This is a genomic window from Aeromonas sp. FDAARGOS 1411 (assembly GCF_019047125.1).
In the GTDB taxonomy this organism is placed as follows: domain Bacteria; phylum Pseudomonadota; class Gammaproteobacteria; order Enterobacterales; family Aeromonadaceae; genus Aeromonas; species Aeromonas veronii.
The window spans coordinates 2,042,379-2,068,821 of record NZ_CP077214.1 but is presented as its reverse complement, the minus strand read 5'-3'; the positions used below and the strand labels follow the sequence as shown (position 1 = coordinate 2,068,821).

The 26,443-nt window shown below is 59.4% G+C and carries 22 protein-coding genes and 1 tRNA gene; 17 read left to right on the top strand and 6 right to left on the bottom strand.

All coding sequences use genetic code 11. The features are described 5' to 3' along the window. Window positions 1–177 precede the first annotated feature (177 nt). The 5 genes from I6L41_RS09135 (at window position 178) to I6L41_RS09115 (ending at window position 6,130) form a co-directional block, all read left to right on the top strand. Complete coding sequence (locus I6L41_RS09135; protein WP_216963534.1) at window positions 178–1,056, top strand: DUF2726 domain-containing protein; 879 nt, start codon at window positions 178–180, stop codon at window positions 1,054–1,056. Window positions 1,057–1,324: 268 nt separating this feature from the next. Continuing rightward, complete coding sequence (locus I6L41_RS09130; RefSeq protein WP_216963530.1) at window positions 1,325–2,746, top strand: sigma-54 dependent transcriptional regulator; 1,422 nt, start codon at window positions 1,325–1,327, stop codon at window positions 2,744–2,746. A 106-nt stretch (window positions 2,747–2,852) separates the two neighbouring features. Further along, on the top strand, window positions 2,853–3,887 hold the full coding sequence (locus I6L41_RS09125; protein ID WP_005334126.1) for a PAS domain-containing sensor histidine kinase: 1,035 nt from the start codon (window positions 2,853–2,855) through the stop codon (window positions 3,885–3,887). Then, window positions 3,884–5,227 (top strand): sigma-54 dependent transcriptional regulator, encoded by a 1,344-nt coding sequence (locus I6L41_RS09120; RefSeq protein WP_216963527.1) that lies wholly within the window; start codon window positions 3,884–3,886, stop codon window positions 5,225–5,227. Before I6L41_RS09125 ends, I6L41_RS09120 begins: the two co-directional genes overlap by 4 nt. Window positions 5,228–5,368: 141 nt before the next feature. Continuing rightward, window positions 5,369–6,130 carry a Nif3-like dinuclear metal center hexameric protein gene (locus I6L41_RS09115; protein ID WP_216963524.1) on the top strand — a complete coding sequence of 254 codons (762 nt, stop codon included), beginning with the start codon at window positions 5,369–5,371 and terminating at the stop codon, window positions 6,128–6,130. A 222-nt stretch (window positions 6,131–6,352) separates the two neighbouring features. On the opposite strand, the gene purN is transcribed toward I6L41_RS09115, so the two are convergent. Together purN and purM are read right to left on the bottom strand one after the other, a co-directional pair. Beyond that, a complete protein-coding gene (purN, locus tag I6L41_RS09110; protein WP_139435723.1) occupies window positions 6,353–6,991 on the bottom strand; it encodes a phosphoribosylglycinamide formyltransferase in 639 nt (212 codons plus the stop codon). Next, a complete protein-coding gene (gene purM, locus I6L41_RS09105) occupies window positions 6,988–8,025 on the bottom strand; it encodes a phosphoribosylformylglycinamidine cyclo-ligase (RefSeq protein ID WP_021231046.1) in 1,038 nt (345 codons plus the stop codon). The genes purN and purM overlap by 4 nt, the downstream gene beginning before the upstream one ends. Before the next feature lie 176 nt (window positions 8,026–8,201). On the opposite strand from purM, the gene upp reads away from it, so the two are divergent. From upp to hda, 3 genes are all read left to right on the top strand, one after another. After that, entirely contained in the window at window positions 8,202–8,828 is a 627-nt protein-coding gene (gene upp, locus I6L41_RS09100) for a uracil phosphoribosyltransferase (RefSeq protein WP_005334115.1), read from the top strand. Between the two features lie 150 nt (window positions 8,829–8,978). Further along, the gene (locus tag I6L41_RS09095; RefSeq protein ID WP_088869418.1) at window positions 8,979–9,998 is read left to right on the top strand and encodes a DUF2066 domain-containing protein; all 1,020 of its coding nucleotides are present in this window, start codon (window positions 8,979–8,981) and stop codon (window positions 9,996–9,998) included. 102 nt (window positions 9,999–10,100) lie between these two features. Next, window positions 10,101–10,802, top strand: a complete 702-nt coding sequence (gene hda / locus I6L41_RS09090) for a DnaA inactivator Hda (protein ID WP_013723920.1) — start codon at window positions 10,101–10,103, stop codon at window positions 10,800–10,802. 105 nt (window positions 10,803–10,907) lie between these two features. Here the strand turns inward: hda and aceA are convergent, their stop codons facing one another. The 4 genes from aceA to I6L41_RS09070 form a co-directional block, all read right to left on the bottom strand. Beyond that, entirely contained in the window at window positions 10,908–12,221 is a 1,314-nt protein-coding gene (aceA, locus tag I6L41_RS09085) for an isocitrate lyase (RefSeq protein ID WP_005344572.1), read from the bottom strand. Window positions 12,222–12,294: 73 nt separating this feature from the next. Then, the gene (gene aceB / locus I6L41_RS09080; RefSeq protein WP_216963521.1) at window positions 12,295–13,902 is read right to left on the bottom strand and encodes a malate synthase A; all 1,608 of its coding nucleotides are present in this window, start codon (window positions 13,900–13,902) and stop codon (window positions 12,295–12,297) included. Between the two features lie 688 nt (window positions 13,903–14,590). Further along, window positions 14,591–14,731 (bottom strand): hypothetical protein, encoded by a 141-nt coding sequence (locus I6L41_RS09075; RefSeq protein ID WP_005334106.1) that lies wholly within the window; start codon window positions 14,729–14,731, stop codon window positions 14,591–14,593. A 223-nt stretch (window positions 14,732–14,954) separates the two neighbouring features. Continuing rightward, a tRNA-Pro gene (locus I6L41_RS09070) sits at window positions 14,955–15,031 on the bottom strand. 305 nt (window positions 15,032–15,336) lie between these two features. On the opposite strand from I6L41_RS09070, the gene tadA reads away from it, so the two are divergent. The 9 genes from tadA (at window position 15,337) to I6L41_RS09025 (ending at window position 26,384) form a co-directional block, all read left to right on the top strand. After that, window positions 15,337–15,819, top strand: a complete 483-nt coding sequence (gene tadA, locus I6L41_RS09065; protein WP_234898553.1) for a tRNA adenosine(34) deaminase TadA — start codon at window positions 15,337–15,339, stop codon at window positions 15,817–15,819. 204 nt (window positions 15,820–16,023) lie between these two features. After that, window positions 16,024–18,261 (top strand): ABC transporter permease subunit, encoded by a 2,238-nt coding sequence (locus I6L41_RS09060; RefSeq protein ID WP_216963519.1) that lies wholly within the window; start codon window positions 16,024–16,026, stop codon window positions 18,259–18,261. Between the two features lie 32 nt (window positions 18,262–18,293). Beyond that, the gene (pstA, locus tag I6L41_RS09055; RefSeq protein ID WP_064336777.1) at window positions 18,294–19,943 is read left to right on the top strand and encodes a phosphate ABC transporter permease PstA; all 1,650 of its coding nucleotides are present in this window, start codon (window positions 18,294–18,296) and stop codon (window positions 19,941–19,943) included. Window positions 19,944–20,076: 133 nt separating this feature from the next. Further along, window positions 20,077–20,895: a phosphate ABC transporter ATP-binding protein PstB gene (pstB, locus tag I6L41_RS09050; RefSeq protein ID WP_005334102.1), complete on the top strand. Its 819-nt coding sequence runs from the start codon at window positions 20,077–20,079 to the stop codon at window positions 20,893–20,895. Between the two features lie 85 nt (window positions 20,896–20,980). Then, a complete protein-coding gene (gene phoU / locus I6L41_RS09045; protein ID WP_005334097.1) occupies window positions 20,981–21,691 on the top strand; it encodes a phosphate signaling complex protein PhoU in 711 nt (236 codons plus the stop codon). A 190-nt stretch (window positions 21,692–21,881) separates the two neighbouring features. Next, window positions 21,882–23,201 carry a hemolysin family protein gene (locus I6L41_RS09040; RefSeq protein ID WP_005334094.1) on the top strand — a complete coding sequence of 440 codons (1,320 nt, stop codon included), beginning with the start codon at window positions 21,882–21,884 and terminating at the stop codon, window positions 23,199–23,201. 19 nt (window positions 23,202–23,220) lie between these two features. Continuing rightward, window positions 23,221–23,763 (top strand): hypothetical protein, encoded by a 543-nt coding sequence (locus tag I6L41_RS09035; protein WP_216963517.1) that lies wholly within the window; start codon window positions 23,221–23,223, stop codon window positions 23,761–23,763. A 293-nt stretch (window positions 23,764–24,056) separates the two neighbouring features. Continuing rightward, window positions 24,057–24,959, top strand: a complete 903-nt coding sequence (locus I6L41_RS09030) for a homocysteine S-methyltransferase family protein (protein WP_216963515.1) — start codon at window positions 24,057–24,059, stop codon at window positions 24,957–24,959. 9 nt (window positions 24,960–24,968) lie between these two features. Then, window positions 24,969–26,384, top strand: a complete 1,416-nt coding sequence (locus I6L41_RS09025; protein ID WP_216963513.1) for a basic amino acid/polyamine antiporter — start codon at window positions 24,969–24,971, stop codon at window positions 26,382–26,384. Window positions 26,385–26,443: the final 59 nt, after the last annotated feature.

The window sequence follows — 26,443 nt, the reverse complement described above, 5'->3', positions numbered from 1 at the left end:
GATTTTGTGCTCTATCCCTATTGTGCCTGCTGGGGCTGGTCATATGAACCCCCGCCTGCTGACAAATAGATAAAAAGACGGGACTTTTCACTTTCTATACACGGGTCTGCTGCCTTGCTCCGTGGCGGCTGTGGTAAAGTAATTCCCCTTTCGTGTCGTGAACTGGATCGTGCTCTCATGAATACCCTTGTCCTATCGGGATTGTTGTTGCTGGCGCTGCTTGTGCTGGCGATCTTCTGGAGCAGAGGCAGACAGCAAAAGCGCCTGCCCTATGATGTGCAGGAGACCCTGTTCAGTCCCGCCGAGCGATCCTTCCTCGGGGTGCTGGATCTGGCGGTGGGTGACAAGGCCCGGGTCTTTGCCAAGGTGCGGGTGGCCGATGTGCTGACGCCGCAGGCCGGGATCGGCAAAAGCAAATGGCAGCAGCATTTCAACAAGATCAGCGCCAAGCATTTCGACTATCTGCTTTGCCACCCTGCGGATCTCTCCTTTATCTGCGCCATCGAACTCGATGACAGCTCCCATCGTCACCAGAAGCGCAAGGCGCGGGATCTCTTTCTGAAAACTGCCTGTGACAGCGCCGGTCTGCCGTTGCTGCAGATCCCGGCAAGTGCCAGCTATCTGGTGGAAGAACTGCGCGAACAGATCCTGCCGCTGCTGGTCAAAACCAGCGAACAGGTGATCGACGATCTGCCGCACGGGGCGCGCCGCGAGCCGACGTTCAACCCTCTGTTGCTGGACGGCGTGGATGTCGGTGCCGGGATCCGTGGCCGCACTGCCCATGCCGAGGCGATCTCGCCTGCGTCGCTCCACGAGCCCGCCATTCAGGCCAAGGGGATGGTGGAGGCGCCGCAGAGTGAGGGTGAGCTGGTCGATGGCTTGTTCGCCGATGTAGAGGATGATGAAGAGCACGAGGTACACCACTGCCCCCGTTGCGATGCGCCGCTAGTGGAGCGGGAGGCGAAAAAAGGTCCCCACGCCGGTCGACTCTTTCTGGCTTGCAGCCGTTTTCCCGAGTGTCGTTACGCGGCGCCGCACCACCATAATCGCCACTGAATGCGCTTCACCGTGTCCCATGCTGCCCTCTGACGAGGGCAGTTTTCTTTCCGCTATTGGCGGCGTTTGTTAACGGCGCCAATGCAGAAAATTCCTCGGCAAAATTTATCTAATCTCTCGTTTCTGTCGATACACTTAGCCTGAATACGACAATTTTTGACAATGTGTCGGAATTTTGGCACTTTGTGTGCCAGCAGAAAGACAGTCGGTAGCTGTTTTATCATTAAATAAAACAATAAGTTAGTTCAGGACATCGCGAGGAATGGATATGGTGGAGATGGGCGTGTTGATTGTTGATGCCGATGCGCAGCGGCGCCAACAGTTGGGAACCGTGCTCTCGTTTATGGGGATCCCGTGGCAGGAGGTGGCACAAAGCGATCTGGATGTGGCCATCGAATCCTCCGGACCGCTGCAAGGGGTGCTGGTGGGTGAGCTGACCGACCGTCCCTTGTCAGAGCTGCTGGCTGCTTTCCCCCGTACCCCCTTCCTCTCGCTGGTTGAGGCCGATCTGCCCAACAGCAACTTTATCGGGGTCGCGATCTCGCCCTTTACCTATGAATCCCTCACCCGTCATCTGCACTTCTGTCAGGCCTTTGTATCCTTGCATCCCCGTCAGCAGACCCATGACAAGGGGCAGGCCCTGCTGCGTTTGCTGGTGGGCAAAGGGAAGGGGATCCAGGAGGTACGCCGCCTCATCAGCCAGGTGGCCGAGACCGATGCCAACGTGCTGATCCTTGGGGAGTCTGGTACCGGTAAAGAGGTGGTGGCGCGCGCTATCCACGAACTCTCTTCCCGAAGTCAAGGTCCCTTCGTGCCCATCAACTGCGGCGCCATTCCGGCCGAATTGCTGGAGAGCGAACTGTTTGGCCACGAGAAGGGGGCGTTTACCGGCGCCATCGCGGCTCGTCGCGGTCGCTTCGAGTTGGCGCAGGGGGGCACCCTGTTCCTCGACGAGATCGGCGACATGCCGATGCCGATGCAGGTCAAACTGCTGCGGGTATTGCAGGAGCGGCTGTTCGACCGGGTCGGTGGCGGCAAGCCCATTCAGGCCGATGTGCGCATCATAGCGGCTACCCACCGGGATCTGGAGGCGATGATCCGCACTCAGGGTTTTCGTGAAGATCTCTACTACCGCCTCAACGTCTTCCCCATTGAGACGCCGCCGCTGCGGGATCGCATCGATGACATCCCGCTGCTGCTGCAGGAGCTGCTCAACCGCCATGCCGAGCAGCACCATGGCTTTATCCGGTTGACCCAGCGGGCGCTGGAGTCACTGATGCAGTACCCCTGGCCCGGTAACGTACGCGAGCTATCCAACCTGCTGGAGCGGCTGTTGATCCTCTACCCGCACCAGATCGTCGATGTGGCCGATCTGCCGAGCCGTTATCGTCTGCTGCCGAGCGAGCCGCGGGATGAGCGGCTGACCGAGATGGATGAGCGGGATGCGCTGGCGGCGGTGTTTCAGGATCCGCCCGAGCTGGATCACTCCCTCGCCTCTGCCCGTACCATGCAGTTGCCGGAGGAGGGGGTCAACCTCAAAGAGATGCTGGCCGACCTCGAAGTGGAGCTGATCCGTCAGGCGCTGGAGTCTCAGGACGGGGTGGTGGCCCGCGCCGCCGATCTGCTCGGTATGCGCCGTACCACTTTGGTGGAGAAGATGAAAAAGTACGGGATGAGCAAGGACGTCTGAGGGTCAAAGCCTTGACGCTCATGCGCAATTCATTGTTTTAATTCATATAATTTAGTGGCATGGAAATTGAATAACCTGACCCAATAGCCAGTTTGAGGTCAGGTTTATGACAATCCAGCAGCAGGACATGCCACTCCAGTCCCACGAAGTGAGCCAGCTCTATGCCATCTTCAAGGCGCTCCCCACAGGGGTGTTGCTGCTTGACGGGGCTGGGGTGGTCACGCGCGCGAATCCGGCGGCCATCTCCCTGCTGGGGGAGCCGTTGGAAGGGGAGCTCTGGCGTCATATCATTGCCCGCTGCTTCGAGCCGCGGGAGGATGATGGCCACGAGATCTCCCTGCGTGACGGGCGCCGGGTGCAGCTCTCGACCCAACCGCTGCCGGATCAGCCCGGCCAGCTGGTCTTTATCAATGACCTGACCGAAACTCGTAAACTGCAAGACCGCATCAACCACATGAAGCGGCTGTCGGCGCTGGGCAATATGGCGGCCTCGCTCGCCCACCAGATCCGCACGCCGCTCTCTGCCGCCATGCTCTATGCCGCTAATCTGGCCAACCGCACCCTCAAGCCGGAATCTCGCACTCAGTTTCAGCAAAAGCTGATGGCCCGTTTGCAGGATCTGGAGAAGCAGATCAACGACATCCTGCTGTTCGCCCGCAACGGTGACAATCAGGTGGTCACTCCCATCTCGGTACAAGGGCTGCTGGCCGAAGTGCAGGCCGGAGCCGAGGCCTTCTGCCAGCAGCAGGGCTGCGAGCTGCACATGGAGGCGCCGGAGCCCGATCTCTGCCTGCTGGCTAACAGCAGTGCGCTGGCGGGGGCCATCAACAACCTGATTGCCAATGCCCAGCAGGCAGGGGCCACCTCACTCTTGGTCAGCGCGGTGCGCAGCGGTGCCCGGGTGGAGATGCGGGTCATTGATAATGGCAAGGGGATCCCTTCCCATCAGCTCGGTCAGGTATTCGAACCCTTCTTTACCACTCGCTCCCAGGGCACAGGTCTCGGGCTGGCGGTGGTGCAATCTGTAGTGCGTGCCCATCAGGGGGAGGTCGGTGTGGCCTCGGTTCCTGGTGAAGGCACCTGCTTTACTCTGTCGTTCCCCCTGCACCAGCAACCGGTGCAGCTTGGAGGTGTAGCATGACACAGGCCAGGATCCTGGTCGTTGAAGATGACAATGGCCTGCGCGAAGCGCTGGTGGATACCCTTTTGCTCGGCGGTTATGAGTGCCGTGAAGCGGACAGCGGCGAGCGGGCTTTGCTGGCCCTCTCCCGTCAGCCGTTTGACATGGTGATCTCCGATATCCAGATGGGGGGAATGGACGGCCTCACCCTGTTGGCTACCATCCGCCAGCAATATCCACAGATACCTGTGCTGCTGATGACCGCCTACGCCAATATCGATGGCGCGGTGCGCGCCATGCGTGAAGGGGCCATCGACTATCTGGCCAAGCCGTTCTCGCCGGAGGTGCTGCTCAATCAGGTCAGCCGCTATGTGCCCGCCCAGAAGGTGGAGAAGCGCGCCGTGGTTTATGGGGACCCCAAAACTGCCGAGCTGTTCCAGCTGGCGACCCGGGTGGCCAGAAGCGAAGCGACCGTGATGGTGACCGGCCCGAGCGGGACGGGGAAAGAGGTGCTGGCCCGTTACATTCACGATAACTCCAGCCGCGCCGAGCAGCCCTTCGTCGCCATCAACTGCGCCGCCATTCCGGAAAACATGCTGGAGGCGACCCTGTTTGGCTACGAGAAGGGGGCTTTCACCGGTGCGGTACAGGGGTGCCCGGGCAAGTTCGAACAGGCGCAGGGGGGCACCCTGCTGCTCGACGAGATCACCGAGATGGATCAGGGGCTGCAAGCCAAATTGCTGCGGGTGTTGCAGGAGAAAGAGGTGGAGCGGCTCGGCAGTCGCAAGATGATCCCGCTGGATGTGCGGGTCATCGCCACCAGCAACCGGGATTTGAAAAAAGCGGTGCAGGATGGCCAGTTTCGCGAAGATCTCTACTATCGCCTCAACGTCTTCCCGCTGCGCTGGTCTGCCCTGAGTGAGCGGCCCGGCGACATTCTGCCGCTGGCGGAGCACCTGCTGGCACTTCATGCCAGTCAGCAGGGGCTGCCGACACCGCAGTTGACGGATGCCTCGCGGGAACGGCTGCTGGCCCACCCCTGGCCCGGCAATGTGCGGGAGTTGGACAACGTGGTACAGCGTGCCCTGATCCTCAGCCCCGACGGGATCATTGATTGTGACCACCTCATTCTGGAGGAGCTGGACGAGCAGGAGATGGAGTTTGTCAGCGTGGAGCGCAGCTATGGCGGCGATCGCCTCGGCAGCGAGCTCAAGCAGCAGGAGCACCAGATCATCCTCGACACCCTGCAAGATTGTAACGGCAGTCGCAAGGCGGTGGCCGACCGGCTCGGCATCAGCCCGCGCACTCTGCGCTACAAGCTGGCCCAGATGCGGGAAGCGGGGATCGACCTGCCAGCCTGAGGCCGGGAGGGAAACCGCACTGTGTGGGGGCTGTCATGGTCTTGACGGCCCGGCTCGATTATCATGGGGCCCTTGGCGCTTTGAGCCTGGGCCCTGTTTTTATTGGTAAAGCAGGGGACCGAGCCTTAATAAGGGACCCCAATGATCTCTCATCGAAAACTCGAAACCGTACTGAACCATCTGCTCGAACCGCACGCCATCAAGGATTACTGCCCCAACGGCTTGCAAGTGGAGGGGCGCGAGCGCATTCGCAAGGTGGTGACCGGTGTCACCGCCAGTCAGGCGCTTATCGACGCGGCGGTGGCTGCCGAAGCCGATGCCATTCTGGTCCATCACGGCTACTTCTGGAGCGGTGAACCGGCCCAGATCACCGGCATGAAGCAGCGTCGGCTCAAGACCCTGCTGACCCACGATATCAACCTGTTTGCCTACCATTTGCCGCTGGATGTCCATCCCGAGGTGGGTAACAACGCCCAGCTAGCCAAGCTGCTCGACATCAAGGTACGCCGCGGTCTGGAGCCGTGGAACAGCAAGAGCGTCGCCATGGTGGGCAAGCTGGAGCAGCCGATGAGTGGTGCCGACTTTGCCAAGCTGATTGCCGAGCGCCTTGGCCGCGAGCCACTCTATTGTGGCGACAGCGGCCCCGAGCTTATCCGTTCCGTGGCCTGGTGCACCGGTGGCGGTCAGAGCTACATCAATTTGGCGGCGGAGCAGGGCATCGATGCCTTTATCTCTGGCGAGGCTTCTGAACAGACCATTCACACCGCTCGCGAGATGGGGATGCACTTCTACGCCGCAGGCCATCACGCCACCGAACGTTACGGCGTCAAGGCGCTGGGGGAGTGGCTGGCGACCGTGCACGGGTTGGATGTCACCTTTATCGATATCGACAATCCGGTCTAAACCTGTCCACGATCTGGCTACGAAACCGTGATCAAGGCTCATGTGCTGCTCGGAATCCTCACGTATGTCTATACGCTCCGGTTCCTATGCTGCTCTTCACCTTGTTGACGGTTTCTCGCTGCAGGTCGTGAACAGGTTTAAGCCTGTGCCTGTGGTGGGAAAATTCAGGAAATAAAAAGGAGGCCATCGGCCTCCTTTTTCACATTTCGACAAGACGTCTGCTTACTCGCAGGCGTAACCAGCGGAGCCCAGCAGGGCGCCATCCAGTTGCACGGCGCCATCTACCATCTGCAGCCTGCCTTCGCAGAACCAGCGAACCACCAGCGGGTAGATGCTGTGCTCCTGCGCCTGCACCCGTGCTGCTACCTCGTCCGCCGTGTCTCCTTCAAAGATGGGCACGCGGGCCTGCAGGATCACCGGGCCCCCGTCCAACTCTTCGGTGACGAAGTGGACGCTGGCGCCGTGTTCACTGTCACCGGCATCTATGGCGCGTTGGTGAGTGTGCAAGCCCTGATACTTGGGCAGCAGGGAGGGGTGGATATTGATCATCCGCCCGGCGAAATGGCGCACCAGATCACCGCTCAATATCCGCATAAACCCGGCCAGCACCACCAGATCCGGCTGATAGTCTGCCATCAGCGCCAGCAGGGCGGCGTCATACTCCTCCCGGCTGGCAAACTGCTGCTGGGCCAGAATGGAGGTCGCCACGCCAGCTTCTTTGGCGCGAACCAGACCATAGGCATCGGCCTTGTTGCTGATAACGCCGACCACTTCACCGGCAATCTTGCCGCTGGCGCAGTGGTCGAGGATCGCCTGCAGGTTGCTGCCGCTGCCAGAGATTAGGACGAGGATCCGCATCATTTGATGACGACCTGCTCCTCACCGTCTGCTGCCTTGGCGATATGACCGATGTGCCATGCGTTCTCGCCTTCCGCCTTGAGCAGGGTCAGCGCCTTCTCCAGCTGGTTGGCGGGCAGGGCGATGATCATGCCGACACCGCAGTTGAAGGTGCGATACATCTCGTGACGGGTGACGTTGCCAGCCTGCTGCAGCCAGCTGAACACCGCCGGCCACTGCCAGCTCTGCTCGTCGATCACTGCTTGAGTATTGGCAGGCAATACGCGGGGGATGTTCTCCCAGAAGCCACCGCCGGTGATGTGGGAGAGGGCGTGGATCTCGCACTCCTTGATGAGCTTGAGCACAGGTTTCACATAGATGCGGGTCGGCTCCAGCAGGGCGTTGGCCAGGGTGGTGTCCCCCAGCGGCTGATGCACGTCTGCTTTGGAGACTTCCAGAATCTTACGGATCAGGGAGAAGCCGTTGGAGTGAGGGCCGCTGGCGGCCAGGGCGATCAGGGCATCCCCTTCACCGACCTTGCTACCGTCGATGATTTCGCTCTTCTCCACCACACCGACGCAGAAACCGGCGATGTCGTAGTCTTCCCCTTCATACATACCCGGCATCTCGGCGGTCTCGCCGCCCACCAGGGCACAGCCTGATTGCTCGCAACCGGCACCGATCCCGGTGACTACCGCGGCCGCGGTGTCCACGTCCAGCTTGCCGGTGGCATAGTAGTCGAGGAAGAACAGCGGCTCGGCGCCTTGCACTATCAGGTCATTGACGCACATGGCCACCAGGTCGATACCGACGGTGTCGTGCTTTTTCAGATCGATGGCGAGACGCAGCTTGGTGCCCACACCATCGGTGCCGGAGACCAGTACCGGCTCCTTGTAGCCCGCAGGGATTTGACACAGGGCCCCAAAGCCGCCAAGACCACCAAGGACTTCAGGACGACGAGTGCGCTTTGACACGCCCTTGATACGTTCAACCAGTGCATTGCCAGCATCGATATCTACGCCAGCATCCTTGTAGCTCAGTGAGGTTTTGTCAGTCACGAGTATTCCCCGTCATGTAAAGAAGTGGAGGGTAAAATTCGGGGCGTATTCTAACAGTGGCGGTGAAAAACCAGAAAGGAAATCGTTTGCGCGTTTTTGCGCGGAAATGCTCTACAAGCGGTGGCTTTTGTTGTATGATTCCGCGATTTTTTTGCGGCAGGTTAGAGGAGATAATAATGAAAGTCGTTGAAGTCAAACACCCCCTGGTCAAACACAAGATCGGTCTGATGCGTGAAGGCGATATCAGCACCAAGCGTTTCCGTGAACTGGCCAAAGAAGTGGGCAGTTTGTTGACCTATGAAGCGACCTCTGACTTCGAAACCGAGAAGGTTATCATCGATGGCTGGAATGGGCCAGTAGAAGTTGACCAGATCAAAGGCAAGAAGGTAACCGTCGTACCTATCCTGCGTGCCGGCCTTGGCATGATGGATGGCGTGCTGGAGCACATGCCGAGCGCCCGCGTCAGCGTGGTCGGTATCTACCGCGATGAAGAGACCCTGCAACCGGTTCCCTATTTCGAGAAGATCGTCAGCAACATCGAAGAGCGTCTGGCGCTGGTCATCGATCCTATGCTGGCCACCGGTGGTTCCATGATCGCCACCATCGATCTGCTGAAGAAGAAAGGCTGCCAATCCATCAAGGTGCTGGTACTGGTTGCCGCGCCGGAAGGGATCAAGGCGCTGGAAGCCGCTCACCCTGACGTAGAGCTCTACTGCGCTTCTGTCGACCAGGGGCTGAACGAGAAAGGCTACATCGTGCCGGGTCTGGGCGATGCAGGCGACAAGATCTTCGGTACCAAATAAGTTTATGCCTTGACCTGCTTCCCATGTGGAAGGGGTGATCGGAGCCGGCGCATCGCCGGCTCTGCTGTTTGTGGCCGCTTGTGCCAGCCTTGCCGCAGGATGCGCCTTGCCGCTACCATTAGCACACTCTCCCATTTCGAGACTCTGTTCATGTTCAAACGTGTTGTGACCGCCCTCTGCTGCGGCTTGTCATTCATGGCCTCGGCCGCTCAGGTGACCGACCTCTATCAGGGCAAGGCCCCGACCAGTGGTGACATGGTGGCCGCTCAAGGGCAGGCACTGGGTCAGGTGCTGATCAAGGTGACCGGCAAGCGCGACATCCTCACCCAGCCGGTGGTGGTCAAGGCGCTGGCGGCCCCGGGCGACTATGTCAAAAGCTATGGCTATCAGGATCAGGACTCCGTCAAATATCTGAAGGCCGAGTTCAAGAGTGACAAGGTCAACAGCTTGGTCTCCGAGAGCCAGTTTGCCCTGCTTGGCCCGGCTCGTCCCCAAATGGCCATCTGGCTGGTGGTGGATCAGGGTGAGCGTCGCTTGCTGGCGGATCAATCCAGCGATGGTTGGGCGCAAGCCTTGCGCGAGCAGGCCCAGACGCTGGGGCTGCCCATCAGCATTCCGCTGATGGATCTCGATGACAACATGGCGGTCAGTGCCACCGACGTCTGGGGACGCTTTGCCGACCCGATTTTGCAGGCAAGCCAGCGCTATGGCGCCGAGATGGTGGTGTTGGGCAAGCTGACACCGGAAGGTGACAAGTGGAGCATCGATTGGGGACTCTACGGCCCCAAAGCGGCCGGTGAAGTGGCCGAGCTGACCCGTGGCAATAACACCGGCACTCAGGCCGAAGTGGCGCAAGGGTTTGCCGATACCCTGGCGGCCTGGCTAGTGAAAAACTACGGTGCCCGCATTTCTGGTCCGGCAACCAGCCAGACCCTGGTGGTAGATGGCCTCTCCGAAGTGGACAGCATGATCGCCGTGCAGAAGATGCTGCAGGGGATGGCCAACGTCAGCAAGGTGGCGATCGGCAAGCTGGAGGGGGACCAGGTCACCTTCAACTTTACCCTGCAAGGGGAGCAGGCCGAATTGGTGCGGGCGCTGCAACTTGAGAGTCGTTTGCGCAAGGTTGACGATAATGGCAGCGGTTTGCGTTACCAATGGTCGCAGCCCTGATTTTATAAGGCTTTTGTAGACCGCCCGGCTTGTCCGGGCGGTTCTCTATCTGCCTTTGCGATGATACACTTAGCCACAAATGTCACAGTCAAAGCCCAACGAGTGAAGCAACCGGCCCAACTGTCTTTAGCCGTACAACTACCGGATGATGAAACCTTCGTCAGTTTTTATCCCGGCAACAATGCTCATCTGATCACCGCCCTCAAAAACGCGGCCATCGGTCAGGGATCGCCTTTCCTCTATTTCTGGGGAGCCAAGGGATCCGGACGCTCTCATCTGCTCCACGCCACCTGTGCCGAGGTCAACGCCCGCGATGCGGCGGCGGCCTATCTTTCCCTCGATCAATTTGAACAGCTCGATCCCAGCATGCTCGATGCCCTCGAAAGCCTGCCGCTGGTCTGTCTCGACAGCCTTGAGGCGATCGCCGGCAATGCCGTGTGGGAGCGGGCGCTGTTCGATTTCTACAACCGCTGGCAGGAGAAGGGCGAGGGGACGCTGGTGGTCACCGGCTGCAGCGCACCGCGCAAACTGGGACTGCAACTGCCGGATCTCGCTTCGCGCCTCGACTGGGGTGTCAGTTTCCATCTCGAAGAGCTGGATGATGAAGGCAAGCTCAGTGCCCTGCAGCTGCGTGCCGAGCTGCGGGGCTTCAAATTGCCCATCGATGTGGGCCGCTTCCTGCTCAACCGACTCTCCCGCGATATGCGCACCCTGCTCACCACCCTCAATCAGCTCGACAACGCCTCATTTCGCGCCAAGCGCAAGCTGACCATTCCCTTTGTCAAAGAGATCCTCGAGCTCTGATCCTCTCTGCGGTGTGCGGTTGTGGCCTGACTTTCGTTTGAATGGCAGATAAAAAGAAACCCCGGCATCAGGCCGGGGTTTTGCTATTTCAAGGCAGCTCTCTTATTAGTGGAACTGATCTTCTTCGGTGGAGCCGGTCAGTGCGGTCACCGAGGATTGGCCACCCTGAATGACGGTGGTCACCTTGTCGAAGTAACCGGTACCAACCTCCTGCTGGTGTGCCACGAAGGTGTAGCCACGGCTGGCGGCGGCAAATTCCGGCTCCTGCACCATCTCGACGTAGTGCTTCATCCCTTCGCCACGGGCGTACTGGTAGGCCAGCTCGTACATGTGGAACCACATGTTGTGGATACCCGCGAGGGTGATGAACTGGTACTTGTAGCCCATGTCGGAGAGCTCCTGCTGGAAGCGGGCGATGGTGGCATCGTCCAGATTTTTCTTCCAGTTGAAGCTCGGGGAGCAGTTGTAGGCCAGGATGCGATCCGGGAACTTGGCCTTGATTGCTTCGGCAAATTTACGCGCTTCGTCCAGATCCGGCTTGGCGGTTTCACACCACACCATGTCGGCGTAGGGGGCGTAAGCCAGACCGCGAGCTATGGCCTGATCGATACCGGCACGCACCTTGTAGAACCCTTCGGCTGTGCGCTCGCCAGTCAGGAAGTCTGCATCGTACGGGTCCGCGTCGGTGGTCAACAGGTCAGCGGCGTTGGCGTCGGTACGGGCGATCACCAGGGTGGTGGTGCCGCACACATCGGCTGCCAGACGGGCAGCAACCAGCTTCTGCACTGCTTCCTGAGTCGGTACCAGCACCTTGCCGCCCATATGACCGCACTTCTTGACTGATGCCAGCTGATCTTCGAAGTGCACGCCGGCGGCGCCCGCTTCAATCATCCCCTTCATCAGTTCGAAGGCGTTCAGCACGCCGCCGAAACCGGCTTCAGCATCGGCCACGATCGGCAGGAAGTAGTCGATAAAGCCCTCATCCTGAGGTCCTACCTTGTTGGCCCACTGGATCTGGTCGGCACGGGCGAAGGAGTTGTTGATGCGCTCCACCACGGACGGTACGGAGTTGGCCGGGTAGAGGGACTGATCCGGATACATGGTGGAGGACAAGTTGTTGTCCGCCGCCACCTGCCAGCCGGAGAGGTAGATCGCCTCGATCCCCGCCTTGGCCTGCTGCACCGCCTGACCGCCGGTCAGGGCGCCGAGGCAGTTGACGTAGCCTTTCTTGGCGTCGCCGTGGATCAGACCCCACAGCTTGTCGGCTCCACGCTGGGCCAGGGTGTGCACCGGCTGCAAGCTGCCGCGCAGGTTCACCACATCTTCGGCGCTGTAGCCGCGCTTGATCCCTTTCCAGCGGGGGTTTTCCGCCCAGTCTTTCTCGATAGCCTGGATCTGTTGCTCACGGGTCAGTGCCATATCAGTTCCCTCTTTCATTGATTTCACGTTTCCATTGACTTGTTATTGGCGAGCCCCGCTGGGGGCCCGTGATTCAGAGCCGCTCGTAACCGGGCAGCGTCAGAAAATCGATCAGGGTGTCGGCGCAGGTGATCTCTTCCATCAGTTCGCTCGCCTCGGCAAAGCGTCCTGCCAGCCAGCGTGCTGTGCCCACCTCGGCTTTGACCACCTCCAGCTCCTCGGCCAGCATCTGGCGGAACAGCTCTTTGGTCACCACCTTGCCGTTCGACAGGCTCTTGCCGTGGCGGATCCACTGCCAGATGGAGGTGCGGGAGATCTCGGCGGTGGCGGCATCTTCCATCAGACCGTAGATGGGCACGCAGCCGTTGCCGTTGATCCAGGCGTCCAGATATTGCAGGGCGACCCGGATATTTGTACGCATGCCTGCTTCGGTCCGCTCGCCCTCACAGGGGGCCAGCAGGTCGGCGGCAGTGATGGGGGCATCCTGCTCGCGCAGTACGCCGATCTGGTTCTTGGCGCCAGCCGCAATGGTGGTATTGAACACCGCCATGGCGGTATCAGCGAGGCCAGGGTGGGCGACCCAGGTACCATCGTGGCCGTTGTTGGCTTCGCGCTCCTTGTCGGCCTTGACCTTGGCGAAGACCTGCTCGTTGGCGGCAGCGTCCTTGGCCGGAATAAAGGCGGCCATGCCACCCATCGCCAGCGCACCGCGCTTGTGACAGGTCTTGATCAGCAGCCGCGAGTAGGCGGAAAGGAACGGCTTGTCCATGGTTACCACCTGGCGGTCGGGCAGGACGCGATCCGGATGGTTCTTCAAGGTCTTGATGTAGCTGAAGATGTAGTCCCAGCGGCCGCAGTTCAGCGCAACGATGTGATCCTTCATCTGATAGAGCAGCTCATCCATCTCGAATACGGCTGGCAGGGTTTCAATCAGCACGGTGGCCTTGATGGTGCCGCGGGGCAGACCGAACTTGTCCTCGGTCCAGGCGAATACTTCGCTCCACCAGCGCCCTTCCAGATGGCTCTGCAACTTGGGCACGTAGAAGTAGGGGCCCGAGCCTTTGGCCAGCAGCGCCTGATAGTTGTGCAGGAAGTAGAGGGCAAAATCGAACAGACCGCCGGGGATGGGCTCGCCATCGAAGGTGACATGTTTTTCCGGCAGGTGCAGACCGCGCACCCGGCAGATGAGCACCGCCGGATTGGGGGTCAGGGTGTAGGCCTTTCCTTCCGGACTGGTGTAAGAGATGGTGCCGTTGACCGCATCTCGCAGGTTGATTTGGCCCTCGATCACCTTATTCCAGGCGGGAGCCAGTGAATCCTCGAAATCCGCCATGAACACCTTGACGTTGGCGTTGAGGGCGTTGATCACCATCTTGCGCTCGACCGGGCCGGTGATCTCCACACGGCGGTCTTGCAGGTCGGCGGGAATGCCGCGAATGGTCCAGTCACCTTCACGGATGTGGGCGGTTTCCGGCAGGAAGTCCGGCAGCTCGCCGCCATCGATACGGGCCTGGCGTGCCACACGTTGTTTCAGCAATTCCCCTCTTTGGGGAGCAAAACGTTCCACCAGTTCGGAGACCAGAGCCACCGCGTCCGGCGTCAGAATTTGCGCGTATTCGGGCAGCATCTCGCCCTGGATGCGAAGGCGGGCGCTGCAGTGGGTCTGAGCCGGTGCCGACATAAGGTTCACTCCTTTGAGAATTACATTTTGAACTTACTAACTACGACTAAAGTCGAATCCCTGTTCCTGAAACGTTCCCGCAACAACGGGGTAACACGATTGATAAGGTGCGAAATATTGTTGAGTACGTCAACAGTTTTTTTTAAACACTTGTTTTTTGGATATGGTTAAGTTGATGTTTTTTATTGCTTTATTTGATTGGTATAAAAACTCTACGCAGATGGTTATGCTCCTGCTTTTTCCCATCGAACAACGGCTAATTTGGGCCGTTACCCTGCGCCTCGTTATGTAACTTATTACGTAATAAAATTACAAATGCAAAAACAAATCCCGACCTAACTCCAGGCTTTGCCAAAACAGCCGTATAAAGTGCGTTTGAATGTGGCAATGAATGTTTTGCTATTGCTAGACCTAGTTAGTGAACGTTCGTTTTAAACTTAGCTTGGTGATGCAGGCTCTGTTGGCACCAGCGGTTGCAACGATGGAAAGTGAAGCGCAATAACGTAGGTTTGTATCAGTTGTCGGGGGGAATGCCGGAGAGGGAAGGGGGAGACACATCAGTCAATAATACTGCCATCCTTGATAGAATTAGCAGTTTGTCGTTTTTTGCAGATTTCTCGCCAAGGACCTGAAACGGAGAGCGTTGAACAGGCGATGTGCCGGTGATTGAGCAGCCATCTGGCCGTGCTCAATAGTCATCATCCGGTTCGGCAAGATCGATCACATCCAGCTGGATGACCTGTTCATTTTCGCTTTCGGTGTGGCAAGGGGTGTCGTGAGGAACGGAGTAAAGCGTAATGGCGGGTGCGAAATCGGTGTTCTGGTTCATGCCTGGTCCTGTGTTGCACGCAAGCCGGACAGTGATCCCTTCACTCGTGTTTCCACCTCCCTGTGTTGTCTACCGGCGGAAAGTTGCGCATCTTAATGAGTTCGGCAAAAAGATTCAAGTGGTTCTGAGTGTTTTTTGTTCTTGGTAGGCTGGCGTTGTCAGGAGGATAAATCGGAGGCAAAAAAATAGCCCAGTCGTTTGACTGGGCTATTCTCGGGGAAAATGGTCGGTGTGAGAGGATTCGAACCTCCGACCCTCTACACCCCATGCAGATGCGCTACCTGGCTGCGCTACACACCGACGGAGTCAGACTCGGCTGACGGGGAGGGAGTCTAATAGCATGGCCAAACGGGTGCAACTCCTTTTTTATCATAGAGATGCCGATTGCTTCTTTATTGCTCAGTCGGGATGCGGCTTGGGTCTGACGTGCAGATTTGGCATAATCGCCGCCCTGTCACCGCGAGCTATCATGCCTGCTATCTATGGAATCATCTGACAGGTATGGATAGCTGGAATGCAAACTTGAACAATATAAAGAGGGGATGGGCGTGAAACCATCAGAGGTCCCAGAGACACCGAGTCAAACCGAGCTGGACGAACAGTGGATGCGCCATGCCATGGCATTGGCTGCCCGGGCCGAAGGGATTGGCGAGATCCCGGTCGGTGCCGTACTGGTGATGGATGGTCAGGTGGTGGGCGAGGGGTGGAACCGCTCCATCAGCGAACACGATGCCTGTGCCCATGCCGAGGTGATGGCAATCAGGGCGGCGGGCAAGCAGCTGGCGAACTACCGGCTGCTCGACACCACTCTTTATGTGACGCTGGAGCCCTGCTGTATGTGTGCAGGTGCGCTGATCCATAGCCGGGTCAAGCGGGTGGTTTACGGCGCCCGAGATCTCAAGACCGGTGCCGCGGGGTCGGTGTTCGAGATCTTGCAGGACCCGCGCCACAATCACAGCGTTGAGCTGACCGGCGGCGTGCTGGCCGATGCCTGCTCGGCTCAGTTGTCGGCCTTCTTCAAGCGCCGCCGCGCCGAGAAAAAGGCGGCCAAACTGGCGTTGCAACAATCAAACGATACCCTTTCCTGAATCATTCGGGGGCAGCGCAGGCTGCCCTTGCTGATTATCCTCATAAATATCCCTTTATAAACAATATATTGCGTCCATTTTCCTTCGAAAGGATCCCCGCCCATTTTTCCGTTAACAACCTCTGTTAAAGCGCTCTCGATGTAACAAAACTGTCATGCAACCGCCATATAATGCCGCGAAGCCTAGCTTACATTGAGGTCTTGCATGTCATCGGAATCGTTAAACCTGGTCATGGCGGGCAGTAGAAAACGCCGGATCAAGGATAAATTGGCCAAATATGGCGTCACCACAGGCGGAGCCCTGGTACTGGTGGCGCTGCTGCTTATCTTCTTTTATCTGCTCTATGTGGTGAAACCCATCTTCAATGGCGCCTCCATGGAGCCGACTGCCTCGTTTACCCTGCCTGCCGCAGGGAAGACCGCCTGGCTCGGCGTGGAAGAGCAGAACGAGATCGGCTATCGCTTCAGCGATAAAGGGCAGGTCAACTTCTTTGCGGTGCAGGGAGATGACAAGATCAAGGTCGGCCAGTCACTGGGTCAGGCCCAGGTTGCTGGTGACATCACCACGGTAGCGACCCCGGCACCGGGCCAGCGGCTGATTGCTTACGGCTTTGCCGATGGCAAGGCGCAGGTCGTCCAGCCAGCGTTCAAGGTCTCCTATCCCAACGATGTGCGGGTGATTGAACCCAGCCTGCAATATCCCTTCGGCGAAGAGCCGGTGGTGATCGACCCGCAAGGGAAGGCACTGCAACTGATGGTGTTCGAAGCCACCAAGGACAAGATGGCGACCGCCGCCGTGACCGAAGATGGTCGTGGCGTGATGACGGTGATGAGCGGTGAGGAGAACTTCATCTCCGGGGAGATTGAGTGGAGCAGTGAAAACTACACGATTCCCTCCCTGCCGCGCCATGTGGATCAGATGTTGCTGACCCCTAATCTGCGGATCCTGTTCGTGCGCGAGGGTAATCGCCTCTCCGTCTATGACATTCATAACCTGAGCGAAATCTCCCTGCGCAACGTGTTGGAGATCAATGCCCCCAACGCCAATGTGACCCGGGTTCAGCTGCTCTCCGGCGCCTCTTCACTGCTGGTGGGTAATGACAACGGCGTGATTTCACAGTGGTTCGAAGTGGCAAAGGATGGCAAACGCCAGTTCACCCAGATCCGTGACTTCAAGGGCGATGGCGCAGTGGATCTGCTGACTCCCGAGCACTTTCGCAAAGGCTTCATCAGTGCCGACAAGGACGGCATCATCAGCTTCTTCCACGCCACCGGCGAGACCAAGCTGCTGACCGAGACGGTGGAAGGGGGTGAACTCTCTGCCCTGGCCATCTCCCCCCGTCACAACCTGTTGCTGATGCAGCAAGGGAATACCTTCAAGCTCTTCTCGGTGGAGAACGAACACCCCGAAGTGACCTGGTCTGCCCTCTGGCAACAGGTGTGGTACGAAGGGTATCCGGAGCCCCAGTATGTGTGGCAATCCACCTCCGCCAGCAACGACTTTGAAGCCAAGCTGAGTTTGGTGCCGCTGGTATTCGGTACGCTGAAAGCCTCTTTCTACGCCATGGTGTTTGCTGTGCCGCTCGGCGTGGCCGGTGCCATCTATACCGCCTACTTCATGTCGGCGGGGCTGCGCAAATACGTCAAGCCAACGGTCGAGATCATGGCGGCGCTGCCGACCGTTATCCTGGGCTTCCTGGCGGGTCTGTGGCTGGCGCCGATCATCGAGGGTGCGTTGCCCGGGGTGATCCTGCTGCTGATATTGCTGCCGATGGGGATGCTGCTGACTGCATTGCTCTGGAACTATCTGCCGGAGCGCGGCAAGTCCTGGCTGCCGGAGGGGTGGCACGCCATCCTGCTGATCCCGGTGCTACTGCTGATTGGCTGGGGGGCCTTCGCCCTGAGCCCCATCATAGAGAACGCCTTCATGCACGGGGATTCCCGCATCTGGCTGACCCACGACATGGGCATCAAGTTCGACCAGCGCAACTCCCTGGTGGTCGGCATCGCCATGGGCTTTGCGGTGATCCCCACCATCTTCTCCATCGCCGAAGACGCCGTCTTCTCGGTGCCCAAGCACCTGACTCAGGGCTCGCTGGCGCTGGGGGCCACCCCGTGGCAGACCCTGAGCCGGGTGGTGATCCTCACTGCCAGCCCGGGCATCTTCTCTGCGGTGATGATGGGCCTTGGCCGCGCCGTGGGCGAGACCATGATCGTGCTGATGGCTACCGGCAACACCCCCATCATGGACTTCTCCATGTTCCAGGGGCTGCGCACCCTCGCCGCCAACATCGCGGTGGAGATGCCGGAATCGGAAGTGGGCAGTTCCCACTATCGGGTACTGTTCCTCGCGGCCTTTGTCCTGTTTGTGTTCACCTTTTTGTTCAACACCCTGGCCGAGTTTGTCCGTCAGCGGTTGCGTGAAAAATACAGCTCGATGTAAGGGGCGACTCTGTAATGGACAAGGAATCGACAATGGGTAAGTGGTTTAAATCAGGGGCCCCCTGGATCTGGATGACCGGCGGTGCCGTCAGCCTGAGTCTGGTGGCGGTACTGGGTCTGCTGCTGCTGATCGGCTGGCGTGGTCTGGTCTACTTCTGGCCGCACCCCATCTATGAGTGGCAGCTGGAAGATGCCAGCGGCAACAAGAGCGTACTGATCGGCGAGATCAACGATCGCGAGCAGGTACCGGTGGAGCGACTGCGCGCTGCAGGTCTGCCACTGGAAGGGGAAGAGCGCGAGCTGCTGACCCGCTATCTGGTCAAGACCGGCAACCGCGAGTTCGTTGACCTCGATTTTCGCTGGGTGCTGGAGACGGACATCAAGTCCCAGAGCCAGCCAGCTGAGCTGGCCATGGTTGAGCGTGCCACCAACGGCAACTTCTATGGCTATATCGTCGGGGTGAAAGAGGATGGCCGCGAGCTCACCTCTGATCTGCATCCTGCCCTGCAGCGGGTGCTGGCGCGAGCCAATGCCCTCTCCGAACAGGCCAACGATCTGCAAAAAGGGGACATCGGCAGCATCAACTATCAACTGGAGCGGCTGCGCCTGAAAGAGCGCAAGGCCGAGCTGGATGACAAGCTGACCGATCAGCTCAAAGCCGAACTGGCCAGCGAGCGTCAGGCCCTCAACGATCGCTATCAGGTGCTGGAAAAAGAGCTCTTCTCCCTGCGTAGCCAAGCGGACCGCGACGCCATCACCGTCAAGGATATGCGTGGCGAGCTGGTGACCATGCCGATGTCCAAGGTACTGGACGTGGTATGGCCCAACGACATGAGCCTGCTGGCCAAGGTGGGTCACTGGTTCCACCAGATCGGCAAGTTCGTCTCTGACGATCCCCGTGAAGCCAACACCGAGGGCGGGGTGTTCCCGGCTATCTTCGGCACGGTGTTCATGGTGTTCCTGATGGCGATCATCGTGACCCCGCTGGGGGTGGTGGCGGCAGTCTACCTGCACGAATACGCGGGTAAGAACAGTCTGACCAAGATCATTCGCATTGCGGTGATCAACCTGGCGGGCGTGCCCTCCATCGTCTACGGCGTGTTTGGTCTGGGCTTCTTCGTTTACACCCTGGGGGGCAGCATCGACCGCCTCTTCTACCCGGAAGCGCTGCCGAGCCCAACCTTTGGTTCACCCGGCGTGATCTGGTCGGCGCTGACCCTGGCCATCCTGACCCTGCCGGTGGTGATTGTCTCCACCGAAGAGGGGCTGGCGCGGATCCCGAGCACCATCCGTCAGGGCTCGCTGGCACTGGGCGCGACCCAGGCCGAAACCCTCTGGCGCATCGTGCTGCCGATGGCGAGTCCGGCCATCATGACCGGCCTTATTCTGGCGATTGCCCGTGCAGCCGGTGAAGTGGCGCCGCTGATGCTGGTGGGGGTGGTAAAACTGGCACCGACCCTGCCGATGGATGGCAACTTCCCGTATCTGCATGTGGAGCGCAAGTTCATGCACCTGGGCTTCCACATCTATGACGTCGGCTTCCAGAGCCCCAACGTTGAGGCTGCCCGCCCGCTGGTCTACGCCACCTCCTTCCTGCTGGTGACGGTGATCGTGGGTCTGAACCTGACCGCTATCGGTATTCGTAACCACTTGCGCGAGAAATTCCGGTCGCTGGAGCATTAATCCGGCGCCTCTTGAGTGATACAAGAGTGAGATAACAGAGGGGCGGCCGAGCGCGAGCCGCCATCTCTCTGCACCAATACGTGAGGGGCGCCGGCAGCTGTCCGGCCACTCCAGATAGATTTTGAGGTAACAGATGATCAACGTAACGACCACGTCTACCCAGCACACCGCGCTGGACCTGCTCAACCTGACCCCGGAGCAGACCGCGCTGGAGGTGAAGGATCTCAACCTGTACTACGGCAGCAAGCAGGCGTTGTTCAACGTCAACATGAAGATCCCCAAAGGGCAGGTGACCGCCTTTATCGGCCCGTCAGGCTGTGGTAAATCGACCCTGCTGCGCTGCATCAACCGGATGAACGATCTGGTGGAGATCTGCCGCATCGAGGGGGAAATTCAGCTGCACGGCCACAACATCTATGACAAGAGCGTCGATGTTTCTGCCCTGCGCCGTCAGGTGGGCATGGTGTTCCAGCGTCCGAACCCGTTTCCCAAGTCCATCTACGAGAACGTGGTCTATGGTCTGCGCCTGCAGGGGATCAATGATCGCCGTACCCTGGATGAGGCCGCCGAGCGCTCTCTGCGCGGTGCGGCCCTGTGGGACGAGGTGAAGGATCGTCTGCATGACAACGCCTTCGGTCTCTCCGGTGGTCAGCAGCAGCGTCTGGTGATTGCCCGTGCCATCGCCATTGAGCCGGAAGTGTTGCTGCTCGATGAACCGACCTCGGCGCTCGACCCCATCTCCACCCTGACCATCGAGGAGCTGATCAACGAGCTCAAGAGCCAGTTCACCGTGGTGATTGTGACCCACAACATGCAACAGGCTGCGCGAGTGTCGGATCAGACCGCCTTCATGTATATGGGCGAGCTTATCGAGTACTCGGATACCAACACCATTTTCACCACCCCGGCCAAGAAAAAGACCGAAGATTACATTACCGGTCGTTACGGCTAAGGAGAGGAGAGGATGAATCTCAGCAAACAGATTGGCAGTCGGTTCAACGGCTAAGGCATAATCGGAGCAATCAAGGATTATTTGTATGGACAATATGAACCTCAATAAACACATCTCCGGTCAGTTCAATGCCGAGCTAGAGAGCGTGCGCAACCAGGTGCTGGTGATGGGCGGTCTGGTGGAGCAGCAGCTCACCGACGCCATCGCAGCGATCCACGATCAGGATCTCGATGCGGCCCGCAAAATCGTGGCCAACGACCACAAGGTCAACGCCATGGAAGTGGCGATCGACGAGGAGTGCACCCGCATCATCGCCAAGCGTCAGCCGACAGCCTCCGACCTGCGACTGGTGATGGCCATCATCAAGACCATCACCGATCTGGAGCGCATTGGCGACGTGGCCGACAAGATCGCCCGCATGCTGACCGACAACGCCAACAAGCCGCAGCCGCCGCTGGTGTCTCTGGAGAACATGGGCCGTCGTACCATCAAGATGCTGCACGATGTGCTCGACGCCTTCGCCCGCATGGATCTGGATGCGGCGCTGGCTGTCTACAAGGAAGATGACAAGGTAGACCGGGAGTACGAGTCCATCATCCGCGAGCTGATGACCTACATGATGGAAGATCCCCGCACCATCCCCCAGGTGCTCAACGTCTTGTGGGCGGCGCGTGCCATCGAGCGGGTCGGCGATCGCTGCCAGCACATCTGCGAGTACATCGTCTACTACGTGAAAGGCAAGGATGTGCGCCACACCAAGGCGGATGATCTGGGCACCCTGCTGGGCAAGGGCTAACCGGAAGTGAATAAAAAGGCGCGTGAAGCGCCTTTTTTGTTGCATAACTGGTCGGAGTAAGATAAAGCCCCCAACTGGCTGTTTTCTGATAGAATACTCCCCCTGTGTGAGTCCCGGATGGGCTCACGGTCCGGTCTCCCGGGCCCAGTTTGCCGTCTTGTGCTAAGGCGGGTGTAGCAATAGGTTAATCATGAGTTTTGCCGATAGTTTGTTCTTTTTAATGCTGCTGGTTGGCGGCAGTGTGTTCTTCTCCCTCTCCGAGATCTCTCTCGCCGCGTCTCGCAAAATCAAATTGCAGGTGATGGCGGATGAAGGTAATCGCCAGGCCGAAAAGGTGCTGGCCCTGCAGGCCCAACCGGGCAACTTTTTCACCGTGGTGCAGATTGGCCTCAATACCGTCGCCATTCTGGGCGGTATCCTGGGGGAGTCTGCCCTCAACCCTGCCATCAAGGGAATTGTCTCCCAGTTCTACCAGGGCCCCTGGCTTGGCGAGATCAGCTCCGGTGCCTCCTTCGTGTTCGTCACCGGCATGTTTATCCTGATCGCCGATCTGATGCCCAAGCGTCTGGCCATGACCATGCCCGAGCAGATTGCCGTGGTGGTGGTACGCCCCATGCTCTTCTTCGTCACCGTGTTGATGCCGCTGGTGTGGGTCTTCAACGGATTGGCGAACTCCCTGTTCCGTCTGATGCGTGTCTCCACGGTGCGCAACGACGAGATCACCTCCGACGATATCTATGCCGTGATGGATGCCGGTGCCGAGGCGGGGGTTATCCAGCGTGAGGAGCATCAGCTCATCGAGAACGTGTTCGAGTTGCAGTCCCTTGGTGTCACCTCTGCCATGACGGCCCGCGAGAGCCTCATCTACTTCACCCTTCAAGAGAGTGAAGAGAGCATCAAAGCGAAGATCGCCGAACATCCCCACAACAAGTTTCTGGTCTGTGACCACAACCTCGACAGCATCAAGGGCTTTGTCGATGCCAAAGAGCTGCTGATCCGCGTTATCGGCGGCCAGAGCATCGACCTGATCGGTGGCAACCTGGTGCAGAACGTCATCATCATCCCCGATACCCTGAACCTCTATGAGGCGATGGAGTACTTCAAGAATCATCGTGGTGACTTTGCCGTGGTGATGAACGAGTATGCGCTGGTGGTGGGGATTGTCACCATGAATGACCTGATGAGTACTGTCATGGGCGAGTGGGCGACCCACGTGGTGGAAGAGCAGATCGTCCAGCGCGACGAGAACTCCTGGCTGGTGGACGGGGTTACCCCCATCTCCGACGTGATGCGCGCCTTCGATATCGAAGAGTTCCCCGAGAACCAGAACTACGAGACCATCGCCGGCTTTATCATGTATATGCTGCGCAAGATCCCCAAGCGCACTGACTCGGTCAAATACGCCGGTTACAAGTTCGAAGTGGTGGATATCGACAGTTACAAGATTGACCAGCTGCTGGTTACCCGGGTCGAACCGGCTGTGGCCGAGAAGCCAGCTCAGGAATCGTAAAAGGAGCGATATAAGAGTCATGAAGATGCAGTCTCATTCCCGTGCGCTGGCCTGTGTCGCGCTCGCCCTGGCACTGGGTGCCTGTAGTCAGAGTGCGCCGCGCAAAGCCACAGTGGCAGCCAAGCCGGTAACCCCCAAGCCTGCCGTGGTCGTGCCGCAGCCGGATCCCGATGCGGTGGTACAAAGTGGCATGGCCGAGCCGAGCCCGGTCTTTGACGAGCAGTATCACGGCCTGGATCTGGGATCGCTGGAGTCGGTGACCGCCCTGTTTGCCCGTGGCTATATCGAGTCCGCCATGCGCGAGACCATGCTGGCTGCGGTGCACAACGACTATCCGCTGCTCGGCATGCGGGATGTGCGGTTGACCGATCCGGTCTCCAAATTCCTCACCTCCGAGCATGCGGCCACCACGGCCCATGACTACCTCTATGCGGGTGTGCAGCGTCGCCTCGGTCGTCCGCTCAGCCCTGCCCAATGGGAGCAGATCTGGCGCGGTTTGCCGCAGCAGGGCCGGGTCTCCGACTGGGTCAAACAGATTAAGCGAGTGCTGGCCGGGCGTTAAGTTACCAGCGGATCAAGATTGTGATGAGGCCACCTTAGGGTGGCCTCTTGCATTTCTGCGTTTGCCTCGCCGTTTGCACGCTGATTTCTGCTGATACTGATTGCCGCCCGTGGCACTTTGTTTTATCTTGTTTTGGCCATCTAAACATCCATATGTTTTTATGGCTGCATAATAAAAGGGCTTCCCAGGATGAAGCAGGACGATCTGCAGCGATTCGATGCGAAACCGCAGATCAACAAAACAAACAGATAAATACGCAAATAAACAACGCACATAACAAAGAGACACGACAGATGGAAACCAGGGAATTGTGGGTGCTGGATGGGGGCATGGGGCGCGAGTTGGCACGGCGGGGGGCACCGTTTCGTCAACCCGAGTGGTCGGCGCTGGCCTTGATGGAGGCGCCAGAGACGGTGCGTGATGTGCATCAGGCCTATGTGGCGAGCGGGGCCAGGGTCATTACTACCAATAGCTATGCGCTGGTGCCGTTTCATATCGGCGATGAGCGTTTCTTTGCCGAAGGGGAGGGGCTGGCAGCGCTTGCTGGTCAACTGGCCCGTGAGGTGGCTGACGAGCAGAAGGGGGCCGTGCAGGTGGCGGGTTCTCTGCCGCCGCTGTTTGGCTCCTACCGTGCCGACCTGTTCAAGGCGGACCGGGTGAACGAGCTGGCCACGCCGCTTATCCGGGCGCTATCCCCCTATGTGGATATCTGGCTGGCCGAGACCATGAGCCTGATTGCCGAGCCACTGGCCCTGAAAGCGCTGCTGCCTGATGACGGCAAGCCGTTCTGGGTCTCCTTCACCCTGGAAGATGAGGCGCCGGGCAACAAGCCGCGACTGCGTTCCGGCGAGCAGGTGGCTGATGCGGTGACCTCGCTGGTGGCGGCCGGGGTCGATGCCATCCTGTTCAACTGCTGTCAGCCCGAGGTGATCGAGGGGGCCCTCGAGGTTGCCCGCACCCGATTGCAGGCGCTGGGTCGCATCGACATCCGCCTCGGTGCTTACGCCAACGCCTTCCCACCGCAACCCAAAGAGGCCACCGCCAATGACGGGCTGGACGAGATACGCGGCGATCTGGGGCCGCTGGATTATCTCGGCTGGGCCGAGCGCTGGCGCGCGGCCGGGGCTAGCCTCATCGGCGGCTGCTGCGGCATCGGCCCCGAGCATATTCAGGCGCTGAGCAGCCGGTTGCGCTAAGGAGCTTCCATGAAAGAGAGCAAGATTGGGCTCTGGTCACTCACCGCGCTGGTGTTCAGCTCCATGGTGGGGGCGGGGATTTTCAGCCTGCCCCAGAACATGGCCGAGGTGGCGGGGGCGCGCGCCGTGCTGATCGGCTGGGGCGTGACGGGAGTGGGCATCCTGGCGCTCGCCATGAGCTTTCTCTATCTGTCGCGGTTAAGGCCGGATCTCGACGGCGGCATCTACAGCTACGCCCGCGCCGGTTTTGGCGATCTGGTGGGCTTTTTCTCCGCCTGGGGATACTGGCTCTGCGCCACCATCGGCGTGGTGGGTTATCTGGTGATCGCATTTGCGGCGCTGGGCAGCTTCGTCGATACGCCGGAGCAGGTCTGGTTTGGTGAGGGAAACACTTTGGCGGTGTTTGTCGGCGAGTCCTGCATCCTCTGGGCGGTGCATCTGCTGGTGGCCCGCGGCGTGCAGCAGGCGGCGCTGTTCAATCTGGTGGCTACCCTGGCCAAGAGCCTGCCGCTGCTGCTGTTTATCCTGTTTGCCTGCTACTGGTTCGATCCGGTCACTTTCGCGGCGGATCAGCAGGGCAGCACCCTGGCGGTACCGGTCTCCGAGCAGGTGCGCAATACCATGCTGATCACTCTCTGGGTCTTCACCGGTATCGAGGGGGCAGCGGTGCTGTCGGCCCGCGCCAGAAACCGGCGAGATGTGGGCACGGCCACTGTGCTTGGCGTGGTATTGGCGTTGCTGCTCTATGTGCTTATCTCGGTGCTGGCGCTCGGAATATTGAGTCGGCCCGAGCTGGCGGCGCTGCCCAACCCCTCCATGGCAGGGCTGATGGCCCAGATGACCGGCTCCTGGGGCAAGCTGCTCATCAGCGTCGGCCTTATCGTCTCGGTGCTTGCCTCCTACGTGAGCTGGACCCTCTTCTCGGCGGAGGTACCGTTCAGCGCAGCCCGCCACGGCGCATTTCCCGCAATCTTCCGGCGCCAGAACCGCAATGGGACGCCTATCGCCTCGCTCTGGCTCACCAGCGTGACGGTGCAGACTTGCCTGCTGCTGGTGTGGCTGCTCGGCAAGGGCTACACCAGTCTGCTGCTTATCTCCACCTCGATGATTTTGGTGCCCTACCTGCTGATCGGCCTGTTTCTGCTCAAGCTTTCGTTCAGCAAGGAGGGAGAGAGTGGGCAGGGCCGAGGCCTGATGCGGGCGGTGGCACTGGTGGCGAGCGGTTACGGCTTCTGGCTGCTCTATGCCGCCGGGGTGGAGTATCTGCTGCTGTCGTTGTTGCTCTACGGGCCGGGCTTGCTGCTGTTTCTCTACAGCCGCCGTCAGCTGGGCGCAGATCTTTGCCTGAGTGGTCGCGAACGGCTGTTGGCCGGAGTGACCTTGCTGAGCCTGATCCCCGCCGTCTGGTCGTTCGCCCATCTTTGACACCGAAGATATGGCAGACCATAAAAGAGAGCGCCCAGTGGCGCTCTCTTGTTATCAAG